At 37.6% G+C, this 16,876-nt stretch carries 7 protein-coding genes; 5 read left to right on the forward strand and 2 right to left on the reverse strand.

What is annotated here, in order from left to right; translation table 11 throughout:
* Window positions 1-92 precede the first annotated feature (92 nt).
* The 3 genes from AC0L5Q_RS15145 to AC0L5Q_RS15155 all read left to right on the forward strand — a co-directional run bounded on the left by AC0L5Q_RS15145 (window position 93) and on the right by AC0L5Q_RS15155 (window position 9,500).
* Window positions 93-7,391: an amino acid adenylation domain-containing protein gene (locus tag AC0L5Q_RS15145; protein ID WP_473610620.1), complete on the forward strand. Its 7,299-nt coding sequence runs from the start codon at window positions 93-95 to the stop codon at window positions 7,389-7,391.
* Window positions 7,392-7,593: 202 nt separating this feature from the next.
* Window positions 7,594-8,553 (forward strand): DM13 domain-containing protein, encoded by a 960-nt coding sequence (locus AC0L5Q_RS15150; RefSeq protein WP_473610624.1) that lies wholly within the window; start codon window positions 7,594-7,596, stop codon window positions 8,551-8,553.
* 83 nt (window positions 8,554-8,636) lie between these two features.
* Window positions 8,637-9,500, forward strand: a complete 864-nt coding sequence (locus tag AC0L5Q_RS15155; protein WP_473610628.1) for a YicC/YloC family endoribonuclease — start codon at window positions 8,637-8,639, stop codon at window positions 9,498-9,500.
* Between the two features lie 50 nt (window positions 9,501-9,550).
* Here AC0L5Q_RS15155 and AC0L5Q_RS15160 read toward each other — a convergent pair whose 3' ends face one another.
* A complete protein-coding gene (locus AC0L5Q_RS15160; protein WP_473610631.1) occupies window positions 9,551-10,819 on the reverse strand; it encodes a glycoside hydrolase family 117 protein in 1,269 nt (422 codons plus the stop codon).
* Window positions 10,820-11,008: 189 nt separating this feature from the next.
* Window positions 11,009-12,124 (reverse strand): XylR family transcriptional regulator, encoded by a 1,116-nt coding sequence (locus tag AC0L5Q_RS15165; RefSeq protein WP_473610635.1) that lies wholly within the window; start codon window positions 12,122-12,124, stop codon window positions 11,009-11,011.
* Window positions 12,125-12,487: 363 nt separating this feature from the next.
* On the opposite strand from AC0L5Q_RS15165, the gene uxaC reads away from it, so the two are divergent.
* Complete coding sequence (gene uxaC, locus AC0L5Q_RS15170) at window positions 12,488-13,897, forward strand: glucuronate isomerase (protein WP_473610638.1); 1,410 nt, start codon at window positions 12,488-12,490, stop codon at window positions 13,895-13,897.
* Between the two features lie 79 nt (window positions 13,898-13,976).
* Window positions 13,977-16,829, forward strand: a complete 2,853-nt coding sequence (locus AC0L5Q_RS15175) for a glycoside hydrolase family 2 protein (protein ID WP_473610642.1) — start codon at window positions 13,977-13,979, stop codon at window positions 16,827-16,829.
* Window positions 16,830-16,876: the final 47 nt, after the last annotated feature.

Below are 16,876 nucleotides of genomic sequence, written 5' to 3' on the forward strand. Positions count from 1 at the left end.
TGTAATTTTTGATTGAAAACATGGCAATACATAATTCATTTAATAATGAAATAGGTATTGCATTTTACGCCACTTAATTAAAGGATTTACCTGTGCCGCATACTATTCTTACGTCTTCTTCTACAATAGAAACTTTCCCTATTATTGGTCCGCAGTTAGGTATTTGGTTAGCTGATCAATTCGCAACAGAGCAAAATACATTTACCGTAGCCCAATATGTTGAACTACGCGGTGATATCGACATAAAAACGCTACAAAAAGCCATTAAACTGGGATTATCCGAAGCCGACACCGTACATAGTTCATATAAAAATAAGCCAGAAGGTTCAATTCAAATTATACCTTCATTACCTGCTGTCGAAAAAATTGCTGATGTCGCGTTTGTTAATTTATCTAGCGTTCAAAATGATAAAGAAGAAGCTTTATTGTTAATGCAAAAAGATATACATCAAGCAAAAAGAGCAAGCGACTCCATCTGTTTGTATAAACATAAAATTTTTATGTTAGCGCCTAAAGAGGGTGAAAACCGCTTCTTTTGGTATCAACGTTATCATCACTTAGCGATAGATGGTTTTAGTTTTACTGCCTTAACGCAACGTATTGCCACTATTTATACGGCTTTAACTTCACAGCAACCCATAGGGAATAGCCCTTTTACAGCTTATGCTAATGTAATTAATGAATACATGGCGTATGAATCGTCAGAAAAGAAAGAAAAAGATAAAATTTTTTGGCAAAACTATTGTCAATATATTCCTGCTCAAGAATCTTTATCGTACCGTAAGTCATTAAATAATGATGGTTTAAATACCTCAGTTATCAGGCACAAACTTTCAGTGCCCACTGATATTGTGAAGCAAATAAATAGTCGAGTTAATTTATCTATTGCTGATATTACTAGTGCAGCAGTACTTGTTTATATCTCTAAAATAACTCAACAAAAAACCGTATGTATAGGATACCCATTAATGAGACGAATGGGGTCTGAAGCACTAAGTACATTAGGGACTACTGTTAACGTATTACCGTTAAGTTTGGAAATATCTCCTGAAAGCACGCTAGACGATATTACAAGGTTACTTAAAAATGAGATAAGAAAAATACGTCGCCATCAAAGGTATGAATCTGAACAAATTCATCATGACTTAGGAAGAACAGGCGGCAATAAGCGATTATATAGCGCCACATTAAACTGTAAATTATTTGATTATACACTCGATTTTTCTGGTGTTATTGGCAATACACATCAGCTTGCAACAGGACCCATTGAAGATATTGAATTTGGTGTGTATGTAAATCAAGGCGAATTATCTATTGAATTATCGGCCAACTCATCTCGCTATACAAAAGATGAATTAAATTTACATGGAGAACGCTTAACTCACTTGCTCACACAATACTGTATTGATAGTGCAAGCAACATCCAATCGTTATCGTTAATAACACCAAAAGAAATACAAAAAATAACCAAATGGTCTAAAGGAAATGACTTAAGCACTGCGCAGTATGGCTCTTCAATTATAGCGTTACTAGAAAATCAGGTTGAACATAATGCTTATGGAACAGCTGTTGTTTTTGGAGAAAACGAGCTTACTTTTGCTGAGTTATCTTGCCGTGTTAATCAATTAAGCCGCTTACTCTTAACTTATGATGTTAAACCAGGTGACTTAGTTGCCGTGGCTTTACCGCGCAGTATTGATTCTATTATTTCAATATTTGCAATTATGGCTGTTGGTGGCGTGTATTTACCTTTAGATTTAAATCATCCACCTGAACGTTTAGCTATGATGTGTGAGGATAAAGTACCTAGTATTGCGCTAACATTAGATGAACAACAACACTTATTACCTAACACTATTGAATGTGTATGCTTAAATAATAGCTATATTATTGAATTACTTAACGCATGTTATTCATCTCACTTAAAAGATTATACGGCTTTAATTGAAAAAAAAGATATTGCGTATGTATTTTATACCTCAGGTTCTACAGGTCGACCTAAAGGCGTAACGGTATCTCATGGCGGTCTCATAAATTTAGTTGCGGCCTTAGAGGAAGCTGTTTATTCGAGTGTTTATAGTCAGCAAGATGACAATGGTAAGTCTCTGGTGAATAAACAACTTAATGTCGCTTTAACTGGATCGTTATCATTTGATACATCATGGGATCCTATAATACTTATGCTGTTAGGGCATACATTGCATTTATATGCAGATGAAGTAAAACAAGACGTTTTTGAATTATTAAATTTAATTGAGAAAGATAAAATCGATACTATGGCCGTTGCGCCATCTTTAGCAACTCAATTAATTCAAGCGGGTTTATGTGAAAAAACTCAGCATAAACCCTTACTGATGACTATATGCGGCGAACCTGTCTCTCCCTTTCTTTGGCAAGCATTACAGCACTCGTCTATTTCTGCGCATAATATTTATGGTCCAACCGAGTTCACGGTTTATGCAACCTCTAAAGAAATTACACCGCAATCTTCAGAGGTTTTGATCGGTAAACCATTCGCGAATACTTATGCATATGTACTTGACCAAAATTTAAATTCGGTTCCTATTGGTATGAATGGGGAGCTTTATTTAGCGGGCGATAACATGTCATTAGGTTATTTAAACAGACCAGAAATAACAGCAACAAAATTTGTAGCAAACCCTTTTGTCGCTGGCGATGTTATGTATACCACGGGAGATATTGTTCGATGGTCTACAGAGGGCGAATTAGTATTTGTAGGCCGGTGCGATAATCAAGTTAAAGTTAGAGGATACCGTATTGAACTAGGTGATGTTGAGGCTGCGTTATCATGCCTTAACGTAATTAATGAAGTGGCTGTTATTGTAGATGAAACAGAAAATGGTAATAGGCTTTTAGCTTATTGCACAACCAGTGAGCATACTCTGTCAAAAGAAGAGGTGGTTGAATCTATTTATGACCAATTATCGGCGACACTACCCGCCTACATGGTGCCCGCTATTGTGACTGTTTTGGCTGAAATGCCGCTTACCGTAAGTGGGAAAATTAATAAGAAAATGTTGCCCAAACCAGAAGTTACGAGTGAAAGTTTATCGTTACCAACAACACACGAAGAAATTGTGTTGTGTGAAGAAATAGGCAATATTTTAGGGCTTGAAAGCGTAGGTATTGATAACGACTTTTTTAAAATGGCGGGAGATAGTATCAGCGCAATGAGGCTGAGTATTGCTATGCGTAAAAAAGGATTTGAATTAAAAGCCCAAGATATATTTTCTGAACGAACGCCCAAAAAAATGGCGAGTTTGATGAGTGACCTAAGCTTAAGTACAGAGCTTGATATTAATGCGCAATCTAATATAAACATGCCAACGTCTGATGAAGTAAAACTACTTGTAGAAAAGTATGGCGAACAATCAATTATATTGCCGACACTACCGTTACAAGCAGGCTTACTGTTTCATACACAATATGCAGAAGAGGGCAGCCAATATAGCTTTACCACTAAAATAACGTTAAAAGGCCAAGTCGATCCAAGTCAGCTGCAAAATGCTATTGCACATTTAATTGTAAAATATCCTCAATTAGCCGCTAAATTTGATGTTGATATCACAGGTAAGCCACTTCAGCTCATACCCAATATGTCGTTAGACGATGCGTATCACTATTGTCGTATTACCGAGCACGATTTTCGACATTTGGAACAAGAGCCAAAACAAAAAGCGCTACATGCTATAGAAATGAAAGAAGCTTATAGAAACTTTAGTTTTAGTCATAAAAAATACACACCTGACACAGATGAAGGACGTTTATTTTTTGTTAACTTAGTTAGAATGAGTGAGCTGCAATATGAGGTTGTGATCACCGCTCATCACCTTATTATTGATGGTTGGTCAACGCCTATACTATTACGTGATCTATTCAGTGCTTATCAACATATTGAAAGCTTAAAAACAAGTACTGAAAATGTATATCAAGACATTGTTTATCAAATGGTAAACCGAACAACGCAGCACGCAGAGCAGGCATGGAAAAAGGCTTTAGCGCAGGTAACTCCTACTATTGTGTATCCAAACAGCAAGCACTCATCACATGTTAGCGAGTTACATTGCCAACTTGATACAAACTTAACCACGAAAGTTAATGAATATTGTCAAGCGCATGGTATTACGTTAAATACATTAATCCAAGGTGCTTGGGCTGCGCAATTAGGGTCACTAACCAGTCGAGATAATGTTGTGTTTGGTAGCCCAGTATCAGGGCGATTTTCTGACATTAATGGTATTGATGAACAGGTGGGATTATTTAGTAATACATTACCCGTTAGCGTAAAACTAAATACTACAGAAACGATACTCTCTCAATTAATTAATTTACAGAACCAGCAAATTAATTTGATATCGCACGACTGTTTAGGCTTAGGCGAAATACAACGTTTGGTCAATACGGATAATTTATTTGATACCTTATTGGTTGTTGAAAACTACCCAGTACAAGAATCTTTATTAAGTCAGTCTTTTAACGGTCTGAGTATTGAACATGTAGAGAACAGGGGATATACCCACTACCCATTAACTATTCTTGTTTTACCCGGTGAACAAATTAGAGTTTTATTTGAATATAAAGAGGTTGTTACTGAGCCGAAAGGTCTAGCTGACGCTTTTATACAGATTATCGCGCAAATAGTAAATGAACCATCGTTACGTCTTCAGCAGTTAACTATGCAAACAGACTACGACACAGAAATCATTAATACCGCTAACGATACTTTTAGAGAAATACCTACTGATTCTTTACGTGACTTACTGCGAAATCAAGCCGCGCAATCACCTTCAGCTATTGCATTAAAAGATAATACTAAACATTTTACCTACCAAGAAATGCGCCATGTTGTTGAACATGTAGCATTACAGTTATTAGCGGATACGCCATTATCTGACAGTATTATCGGTGTTTCAATTCCACGAAGTTGCGAGCTAAGTATCGCCTTACAATCGGTTATAGAAGTTGGTGCTGCATATTTACCGCTGGATAGTACTTATCCGGATGAACGATTAGCTATGATGCTTCAAGATGCAAAAGTGAAGCTATTAATAACAACTCGCGAACAATTATCTCGTTTTACTGAAGGCGAATTTTCGCAACTTCCCATGAAAGTTATATTGATAGAGTCTTTAATCAATAATAACTATGAACAAGCTGCCTTAAATGATGTTTCGCCACTCACAGAAAGAGTAATTTCTGCAAGTACGCCAGCTTATGTTATTTATACCTCTGGCTCTACAGGACGACCTAAAGGTGTTGTGGTATCTCATCAAAGTATCGTTAATCGATTATTGTGGATGCAACATGAATATAACTTAGCGAGTAGCGATGTTGTTTTACAAAAAACACCATCAAGCTTCGATGTTTCTGTTTGGGAATTTTTCTGGCCACTTATTCAAGGTGCTTGTTTATACATGGCTCCACCAGAAGCACATCGCGACCCTCAATTGTTATTAAATACAATGATTACAGAAAATATTACTACATTACATTTTGTTCCTTCTATGCTCGCTGCTTTTATTGATAGCGTCGGCGAATCGCCAGAATTAGCTGAAATGAATAGAAAATTAAAACGAATTTTTTGTAGTGGTGAAGCTTTATCAACGGCACTTGTCGCTAAATTTAAATCAATAAGTGACGTTCCTCTACATAATTTATATGGGCCAACTGAAGCTGCTGTAGATGTTACCTATTTTGATACATCTATTCCCTTTGATTCAAAACTACAGGGTGTTCCTATTGGAAAACCTGTATGGAATACCGAATTAAAAATACTCGATCATCAACTTCGGGCCGTAGGTGTAGGTGCAACGGGTGAACTTTATTTATCAGGCACTCAATTAGCTAATGGATATTTACACAGACCAGAACTAACCGCCGATCGATTTATTGCTGACCCATTTAAACAGGGCCAAAGAATGTATCGAACAGGAGACTTAGCTAAATGGTTACCTAACGGTAACGTTGTTTATTTAGGCCGAACAGATGATCAACTTAAAATTAGGGGGCTAAGAGTTGAAATAGGCGAAATTGAGCAAGCCTTATTACAACTTACAGGTGTTAAACAAGCGGCAGTACATGCAAGAGAATTAATTTCATCAAATGTAATGAACTCGTTAGAAGATAATCGTCAATTAATAGGATACTTCAGCAGAGAAGGGGATGAAGAAACTCCATTAGCTCATAGTGAAGGGCATAGTGAAATGCTGGCTGAATTATCATTAGTTTTACCTGCTCATATGGTGCCGGTAACCTTGATAGAAGTACGGAAATTCCCTTTAAGTGCCAATGGGAAACTGGATCGAAAATCATTACCCGACCCAGAGCAAAGCCTTAATGTTGTAGGACGAACTCCTGATATTGGTGCTGAAACTATCATTGCCAAAGAGTTTGAAAAGTTACTCAACGTAGAAAAAGTTTTTGCAGAAGATAATTTCTTTAGTTTAGGTGGGCATTCTCTAATGGCGATGAAACTTGCTGCAAACTTAAGAGCAACATTGGTTTTACCCGTATCTGTAGGGCAAATTATGGTATCACCAACTGTAGCAGGATTAGCCGAAGTATTGCTTGATGAAACATTGCGACAAGATCCCGAAAAAGCAGGGTTTGGTCATGTTTTACCTATAAGACAAGGGCAAGGTAATCCGTTAATCTGTATTAACCCAGGTTCTGGTTTTTCATGGCAATATACAGGGTTTCCTAAATACCTTGTGGGTAATTATCCTATTATTGGTTTACAGTCTCCTCGACCTAATGGCGCTGTTGCTATTAGTGAAGATATGAATGCTGCCGTAATGCATTATTATAATGTATTAAAACAGGTGCAGCCTCATGGACCATACCATTTTCTAGGTTATTCGTTTGGTGGAACGGTCGCCATGGCTCTCGCTTCTAAACTTGAGCAACAAGGAGAAAAAGTAGCCTTTGTAGGGTTGCTTGATACCTACCCACCAGAAGGACAAGAGTGGAAAGGGCCAACAGAAGAAGAAGCTAACGAAGAAGTTGAAAGGGAAAAACGTCAGTTTTTAGCTTCAGCTGAAAGTAACCTATCAGATGAGGCATCATTAGCTGAACAAAATAAAATGTTTGGCGATATCGTTGCTAATTATGGCGATACTGTTAGATTGTTATCTAATGCCTCCACTCAAGTATATCAAGGTAAAGTGCATTTATTTGTTGCTGAAAAAACATTACCCAAAGGATGGAATGTTGAAAAATCTTGGGCACCGTTCATTAAAAAGTTAGTGCAATTTAGATTACCTTTTGCTCATGACAATATATTATCACCAGAGTCACTGCAATCTATTGGGCCTATGTTAAACGAACTTGTTATTAACGAGTTGGGCAAGGAAACAATAACAGAATATTAATAATAGCACTTGAACATGAGAGAAAGTAAATACGCCATACTATAATTTTCATTCTCTCGAGTTCAGGTGGTTCAAATAGGTATATACCCGATGCAGGTTTCAGTGGTAACGGGTATAAAACGAAATTGTGATACTTTTGTTAAGACTTAACGATTTTAATGGTTCACAATTTACTCATACAATCCTATAAATTGAGTCTGTTATGAAAAATAAATTAATACCATCTATTGTTATTGGCTTAGTTGTTTCCGCTTGTGGCGGCGGGGGCGATTCGGCTCCTAGTGTTACTCCAACGCCTCCTCCAGAAAAACCACCTGTTGTAACACCTCCACCAGCGCCTACCACTTATACGGGCGTTTTTATTGATTCTGCTGTAGAAGGCTTAACATACAAAACAGCAACTCAAGATGGAACAACCAACGAGCAAGGTGAGTTTATTTATCAACTTGGCGAAATGGTTACTTTCTCTATTGGTGGTATTAGCTTTCCGCCTGTAGCAGTAAAAGCAGAGTTAACACCTTTCGATATATTTGCTACTCAAGACTTATCTCATCAAGGTGTGGTAAACATGCTGAGATTACTTCAATCGTTAGATGAAGATGGCATGCCTGAAAATGGCATTAAAATTATAGGATTAGCTCATACCTTAACGGAAAATATCACGGTAAGTTTTACTGATAATAACTTTGAATCCCTAATTGATACCGCGTTAGCGTCATACACAGGTATCAACAATAGCTTAATAAGCGAAGAAAACGCCGTACTGCATTTTAGTAATACACTCATGTTAAACCAACCTACACCATCGGTTTGTGGTAACGATCATGCAAAAGTTGGTTACACAGGTACTTTTAGCACCTTTGCTCATAACGTTTCAGGCACAGTAACTATTATGGATAATTGCACTTTGCAGATTGAAAATTTTAACTATGATGCCAGCGCCCCAGTCGTTTATTTTTATGGTGATACAAGCAGTAACTTTTTATCAGACAACGCATTTACGATTGGAGAAATTTTAAGAGATAACAGCGTTGAATATGTTAATACCTCAATTACTTTAAAGCTGCCTAACAATAAAACATTAGATGATCTTGAATACCTTAGCGTTTGGTGCATCGACTTTAACGCTAACTTTGGTGATTTACAGTTTCAAGCCCCGTAAATACAGTACATTAACAAGGTAGATACTAGCGACATCTACCTTGTTCGGGCATAATTATACAAAATACTTTATTAGGTTAAATTATGATCCACAGTATGACCGCATTTTCACGCGTAGAAGTAAAAGGTGATTGGGGCAACGCCGTTTGGGAAATTCGTAGCGTAAATCAACGATTCTTAGAAACGTACTTTAGACTGCCAGAGCAATTTCGTAGCATTGAACCCGTATTAAGAGAACGTTTTAGAAAACAGCTTAATCGCGGAAAAGTTGAATGTAACCTACGTTTTAACTCTAACGCATCAGAAAAAAACAACTTAACACTGAACAAAGACCTTGCCCTGCAATTAATTGAACATGCTGGCTGGGTTAACGAACAAACACTAAATAGCCAACTTAACCCCGTTGATATAATGCGCTGGCCAGGTGTAATGGAAGCTGAAGAAGCTGACATGAGTAAAATTCAAACGGAAATACTCGCAGGTTTTGATCAAGCCCTTACCGACTTTATTGCGGCAAGAGCAAGTGAAGGCGAAAACATGAAAGTGCTTATTGAACAGCGCTTAGATGGAATAACGGCTGAAGCTGAAAAAGTTAAAACCTTCATGCCTGAAATTATTGAATGGCAACGCAATCGCATAATCGACAAATTTACCAGCGCTAAAATAGAACTAGAATCTACCCGAGTAGAACAAGAACTTGTACTGCTTGCACAAAAAATGGATGTAGACGAAGAAATAGATCGCCTATACAGCCACGTAAAAGAAACTAAAAGTATCCTTAAAAAGGGTGGCGCTCAAGGTCGTCGTTTAGACTTTATGATGCAAGAGTTTAATCGAGAAGCAAATACCTTAGGTTCTAAATCTATCAACTCAGACATTACCAATTCAGCTGTTGAATTGAAGGTGTTGATTGAGCAAATGAGAGAGCAGATTCAGAATATTGAATGATGCAATACACTGAATCTCTTTATATAAACCGCTAATTTGGTGGTTGTTTATTATTTTTCATTTTGCTTTTTAACACGCTGTTTTTGCTTACTTGATAAGCCAAATTGGTAGTGGTGAGCGGGTGTGTATTTATAATTATGTTTTTTCATTTCAGGATCGTCAACTTCTAGGCTTAAATCAGTGTCAAAGCGTGTTAATATGGAGTGATTTTTATCCCAACCGCTGACATTGGTAAAGTGTGACAAACCCCAAGTAACACCTTTACCGTATTTTGTATCGGTAAAGGCATCAGGTACATAAAAGCCTGCGGCGTTAGGCATTAACTCGACAACCGAGGCGATATTAAAATTAACCCAATCTTCAGCGTATTGAATGGTGCTTCGTTCATTACCATCACGAATGATTAAGGCGGCAACTCCTTCTTTAAACGGGAATAATGAAGTTTCATGACCAGAGTTTAAAACCGGATTTAACGGGTGTTTGGTAAATGGCCCTAAAGGATTATCGGCAATTGCTAAACCTTGCATGCGTACCGCTTCAGATCTGTCTTTGCTGCCACGAATACGATCAAAATCTGCTTTGTAATAAAGATATATTTTACCATCGTGGACAATTGGGTGGGGATCGTGAATAGCATTTTGATCCCATTCGCCTTTTTTACCATTGGGGATTACAACTTTATTAGCGGCTTGCCATGGGCCATCAGGTGAATCAGCCACCGAAACAGCAACCGGGCAGTCATTGTCTGTTAACCCACTTGGCGCCATAAATCCTTGATAATATAAATAATATTTGTTTTTCCATTTTAGAATATCTGGGGTCGCCACCGAACGCCAGCCTACTAACGGTTTTGCGGGGCGTGGTACGGCAATGCCTTGTTCTTGCCAAGTAAAACCGTCTTTTGAGGTGGCATACCAAATTTCCGCTAAATCCCAGTCAGCTGAAGGTATTTCATCAGTTGCTAGGTGCGCTCTACCTAAGCCAACAGGGATAAATTTGGTATCTCGTTTGGTATACCAAATATAATATTGTCCGTTTTCTTTAATAATTTTTGAAGGGTCACGACGAGAAACTGTGCCGTCGCCGCCACGGTAATCAAAACCTTTAAGCTCGGTGTACTTAAATAGCGAATACAGCTCATTTTCTTCTTGGCGTGGTGATAAATAGTTATCGTAATTTCGCGCAACCGCTGCGCTTAATGGGCGGTCTGGTTTTTCGCTGGGTAAATCATAAGGAAAAGCCGATGTTGGTGCTGCCAGCGTAGCACCACTAGTTATGGTTAAGCATAAAGCAGCAGCTATTAATTTATGTGTCTTCATATTATTTCACTTTGTATTCGCTAAAGATTAATATGCATATTTCTTATTAATCTGCATATATGAGCAGTTCTTAAATTAAAATAACACTAATTATTGTCAACAAACAACAAAAATTAGTGCTTAATTATAAAGTGAACGTTTTTATGGAAAGGAATATCGAACAAATAAACTTGTCTAGATCAACTGAGCTTAATTAATTTGATATTTTTTACGATAACTTAAAGGGGGTTGACCATAAGCACTTTTAAATACACGACATAAATGCGGGCCATGGCAAAAACCTGATAATTCGGCAATCTCTTCGATTTTTTCATTAGAATTTCTTAATAAGTTTTCTGCGGTTTTTAAGCGAAATTCTAATAATTTTTTATGTACTGTGGTATTTAAGTGCTTTTTAAAGCGGTGTTCTAAGTTACGTCGTGATATGGCTAAGTTGTCAGCAACGTCTTGCGTGCCAATCGGTTTAACTAAATTATCTTGTAAATATTCAAGGGCTTTTTTAATCACCATGTCACGTGCGGCTAGTGAATCAGAGCTTGCTCGAATAGTAATACCTGTCGGTTGTATATACTGCACATTTTTGGGGGCAGGCTCGCCATTAATTATCCGGTTTAATAACAGCGCACCTTCATAACCAATGCGTTCATGGTCATGATTGATACTCGACATCGGGACTGGCATATGTTCACAAATTAAATGATTATTATCGACACCGATAATCGACAAGTCTTCCGGCACCCGATAACCTGCAGATAAACAGGTATTTAACAGCCAAGAGGCGTCATTGTCATTAAATGAAAAAATAGCACAGGGTTTGTCCAAACTGTTTAACCAGCTTTCTATTTCTTCATAGTTTTGTGTGGGTTGGCCAACTAATTTTGCCGGTTTAGGTAAACCGCGACTGATTAACTCACGTTTAAAGCTTGCTAAGCGAGCATCTGCGACTGGGTTTTGCTGATGACAAAACCAGCCAAATGATTGATGACCATTTTCACAAAAGTGTACAGCAGCTAACCTGCCAATACATTCATTGTCACCAGAAATACGCGGTAAATTGAGATCTGAACGCCATACCGATAAATCAACACAAGGTAGCTGTGCATTAGTGACAAAAGACGATAATGCTTCGTTACTGTTTAATGAACAGATAATGCCATCGCCTTGCCAACGTGTTGGAATTTGGAATGGGCTCAGCATACTCACATTTAAATGCCAGCCTAAATCGCGCGATGCTTTAGCAATACCACGATGGGTGGCCGGATTATAATTTCCCAACAACATTAAAATTTTTTTTGGTGCTTTCATTTGCGCAATTCTGCAGTATATCTAGTAAAAAGTCATATATTACGATAAGACTCACTTATGTCATTGCGCAATAATATAATAAAAACGAAAAATATCACATTAATCTACAGCATTTTATCTTCTTAACAATGCCTGTTTACTTATTGATAGCAGGTAATAGGTCGAATTATTAGGTTTTTATTGTTTGCGTATTTATACATTTTTTAATCTTTATTGTGATTTTATGTTATGCGTTAATGTGCAGTTTATTGTAAATATTGCACATATTGTCATATTTATGTATTTCCTATATGATAAAAATAAGTATCGCTAAAAGTAAGTTTTATAGCTTTCTTTGTGTAATTAATTCAATAGGTTAGTGGTTTGAGTAAGTTTATAAACAATAATTTTTTATTACAAACTGATGTAGCGTTCACGCTTTATCATGAGTATGCCGCTGATATGCCGATTATTGACTATCATAGTCATTTGTCGCCGCAAGAAGTGGCTGAAAATAAGCAGTGGGATAATTTATCGCAAGTTTGGTTAAACGGTGATCATTACAAATGGCGACAAATGCGCACCAATGGTATTAATGAGCGCTATTGTACTGGCGATGCTTCAGATAAAGAAAAATTTGAGCAATACGCCAGCATTATGCCTTATGTTTTAAAAAATCCGCTGTATCATTGGAGTCACTTAGAACTAGCGAGATATTTTGATATCGATGATTGTGTGCTTAATAGCGAAACCGCAGAGAATATTTGGCAGCGCAGCCAAGAAACTTTTAAGCAGGGGCTTTCGGCGCGCCAGTTGTTAGTAAAAAGTAAAGTGAAATTAATTTGTACGACCGATGATCCTATTGATTCTCTTGAGCACCATAAAGCACTTGCCGATGAAAACTTTGTCGTAAAAATGCTACCGACTTGGCGACCCGACAAAGCGATGGCAGTAGAAAACCCAACAAGCTATAACGAATATATCAATAAATTAGCCACAGTGGCCGACCATCAAATAAGCACTTATCAAGATTTAGTGGCAGCGCTGCGTATTCGTCATCAATATTTTCATGATCACGGCTGTCGTTTATCTGATCACGGCTTAAGCACTTGTTATTTTGCAACTGTAACCGAGCGTGAAATAGAGCGTATTTTCAAAAAAGTGCGATCGGGTGATGCATTATTATCCTTTGAAATTGAAAAAATTAAAACTGCGTTGTTATTAGAATTTGGCCGCATGGACGCGGAAAAAAACTGGACCAAACAATTACACCTTGGTGCTATGCGTAATAACAACAGCCGCATGTTAAAAGCCGTTGGTGCAGATACCGGTTTTGATTCCATTGGTGATTATAGCCAAGGCGAAAAATTATCAGCCTATCTTGATGCTTTAGATGCCGAGCAATTATTGCCCAAAACCATTATCTATAATTTAAACCCTAGCGATAACGAATTAATCGCCACCATGATAGGTAATTTTCAAGATGGTAGCTCGGCAGGTAAATTACAGTTTGGCTCAGGTTGGTGGTTTTTAGATCAAAAAGACGGTATTGAACGACAAATAGAAGCACTTTCGCAACTTGGCAGTTTAGGGCGCTTTGTTGGTATGTTAACCGATAGCCGTTCATTTTTAAGTTTTACCCGCCATGAATATTTTCGCCGTGTATTATGTAATATTTTAGGTAATGATATAAAAAATGGGTTAATTCCTAATGACTTAGCGCTGATTGGTAAAATGGTGCAAGACATTTGTTATAACAATGCCGCTGAATATTTTGGTTTTGATTTATCATAAAACAACAGTAAATAAGTAAAAAGTAAGCGAGTTATTTAAAACGTCGCTTTAAATTATTGCAATAAAGAGAATAAATATAATGAGATATTTGATTACCTTCTTCATGTTAATAGGTTTGTCATGTAATGCTTTTGCTGTTTTAAATACAGATCTAAGCGCTGAAAGAATTTATTTATCTGGCAAAGGCCCTAGTGATGCTATTGCTTGGCAATTTATGTGTTCAGAAGGGCGCAAGTGTGGCCAATGGACAACTATTCCTGTGCCCTCTAACTGGGAACAACATGGCTTTGGTAATTACAATTATGGCCATGATTTACCTGCTGAAAAGCATGATGAAGTCGGTACTTATAAAACTACTTTTTTTGTTAAAAATGAGTGGAAAGAAAAACACATTCGTTTAGTGTTCGAAGGGTCGATGACCGAAACCACGGTTTACCTTAATGGTAAAAAACTGGGGATGTCGCATTTTGGCGGCTATGTGCCATTTCGCCATGATTTAACCAAAGAAAAAGACACTTTAAAATACGGTGAAAAAAATGAATTAACCGTTGTCGTCGCAAAAAAGCCAAGTAACGAAAGTTTAGATCATGCTGAGCGTAAAGCCGACTATTGGGTATTTGGCGGTATTTATCGTCCAGTTTATTTAGAAGTACAAAATAAAAGTTTTGTTAATCGTGTTGCCATTGACGCCAAAGCCGATGGTTCATTCGCTTTAGACGTATTTCCACAGTTAAATTACATCACTAAATTTAAAAAAACACCGTCAATTTACGTTGATGAAGTTTATGCACAAATCTACAGTTTAGACGGTAAAAAAATTGGCAAAGCTATGTCAACGCCAATGTTACATGGCAGCGGCCGTATTCGTTTTAATACTAAAGTAAATAACCACAAAATATGGTCCCCTGAATTTCCCAACTTATACACAGTAAAAGTTGAGTTACGTAAAGCTGGTCAAACTATTTCACAATATCAGCAAAAATTTGGCTTTCGCACCTTTGAATTAAGAAGACAAGACGGCTTTTATTTAAACGGTAAAAAATTACTTATTAAAGGTGTAAACCGTAACGGTTTTGACCCAATTAATGGTCGCGCGCTTGATAAAGAAAAAGTATGGAATGATGCCCGTGCGATTAAAGCGGCAAATATGAATTTAGTACGCTCGCATTTACCGCCTACTACTGAATTTATGCAAGCGTGTGACGAATTAGGTTTGTTGGTGATCACAGAATTAACGAACTGGCACGACCCATGGATCGATACACCAATTGCTCGTAACATCGCTTATGAAATTGTAACTAAGTACCAAAATCACCCATCGGTTATTTTATGGGCGAATGGTAACGAAAGTGGCTTTAACCTGGAAATTGACGACTTTTATCATTTAGTTGATTTGCAAGACCGTCCGGTTATTCATCCGTGGACTAATTTTGAAGATATTGAAACTTTTCATTATCCAAAATATAAAGAGTTATTAGAAAAGCTCGCCGCACCAACAGTATTTTTACCAACCGAATTTTTACATGGTTTATATGACGGTGGTCATGGCGCTGGTTTAGAAGATTACTGGGGCGCTATTCGTCAATCACCAACCGGTGCCGGTGGTGTTTTATGGTGTTGGGGTGACGCGGCGTTATCGCGCACCGATAAAAATGGTGAATTTGATACTGCTGGTAATATGTCGTCAGACGGCATTGTCGGCCCTAATGGTGAAAAAGAAGCGAGCTTTTATACGATCCGCGATATTTGGTCACCTATTCAACTTGGTCAACGTAAATTAAGCAAAAACTTCTCAGGTAAATTGCCAATAGAGAACCGCTATGCAGAAACTAACTTAAGCGCTTGTCATTTTACATGGCGTTTAGTGAATTATTCACAGGCCAAAGATCCTGAAGTTAATACCACTATTTTTGCACAAGGTGAGTTGCACGGCCCTGCTGTTTTAGCGGGTAAATCGGGGGTATTAAACTTAACTTTGCCAAATAACTGGCAACAAGCTGACGCTTTAGAATTAACTGCTTATCACCCACGTGGTGGTGAAGTTATGCAATGGTCGCTGCCGATAGAAAAAGAACAGCGTGCTATTACTAATAACAAAGTGATTGTTGAGCAAATCAATGGCAATCCATTTGAATTTAAAATTGGCCAACAAGTATGGAAATTTTCAGAAAAAACAGGTTTGTTAATTAGCAGCAGTGTTAATGGCCAAGCCTCTGGTTTAGCTAATGGCCCGGTATTATACGGCGCAACAGTTGAAGAAAAATTAAATTTTTCAACTGATTGGCAAGCAAGTGCTGAGCAAAAAAATGGTCAATATTTGATTAAATCATCGAATGGACAGGGTGACTTTTTTACCTGGATCATTGCCGACAATGGCTCTGTAACCCTTGATTATCAATTTGCTGAAATTGATAAAGCATTAAAGTATTTAGCCGTTGGTTTTGATTTACCAGAAAACAATGTTGTGGCAAAAACTTGGTTAGGCAACGGGCCTTATCGTGTTTGGGCAAATCGCTTAAAAGGTGCTAACTACGGTATTTGGCAAAATAACTATAACGATAAACTTACCGGCTTAAATTTATGGGGTACGCCTGAATTTAAAGGTATTTTTGCTGACGTTGACTGGATGAAATTAACCTTAAAGTCAGATACTTCATTAATTATTGATACGCAAGCTGAAAGCTATGTAGGTGTATTACAACCGAGCAATACCATTGCTACCACGCCGGTACATCCGAAAAAACTACCAAGAGAAGGTGATGCACCACTGCATGCAGTATGGAATTACCCCGATGCTGGTGGCTTACATTTTTTCCATAAATTACCTGGTGTCGGTACTAAATTTACCTATGCAGAAGATCTTGGCCCACAAGGTCAAGCGACAAAAGTGCATGGCGGTATTGCTGGTAAAGTGATTTTTCAACTTCACTAATTAGCAGAAATAACAGGTAAAAGCGCTGAACTTATATAACAAACAGT

Source organism: Pseudocolwellia sp. G5-9, from assembly GCF_055808995.1.

What these genes read in the sequence shown, in the direction of transcription:
- AC0L5Q_RS15150 (WP_473610624.1), top strand. Translation starts at nt 7,594, where the DNA reads ATGAAAAATAAATTAATACCATCTATTGTTATTGGCTTAGTTGTTTCC.
- AC0L5Q_RS15155 (WP_473610628.1), top strand. Translation starts at nt 8,637, where the DNA reads ATGATCCACAGTATGACCGCATTTTCACGCGTAGAAGTAAAAGGTGAT.
- AC0L5Q_RS15160 (WP_473610631.1), bottom strand. Translation starts at nt 10,819, where the DNA reads ATGAAGACACATAAATTAATAGCTGCTGCTTTATGCTTAACCATAACT.
- AC0L5Q_RS15165 (WP_473610635.1), bottom strand. Translation starts at nt 12,124, where the DNA reads ATGAAAGCACCAAAAAAAATTTTAATGTTGTTGGGAAATTATAATCCG.
- AC0L5Q_RS15175 (WP_473610642.1), top strand. Translation starts at nt 13,977, where the DNA reads ATGAGATATTTGATTACCTTCTTCATGTTAATAGGTTTGTCATGTAAT.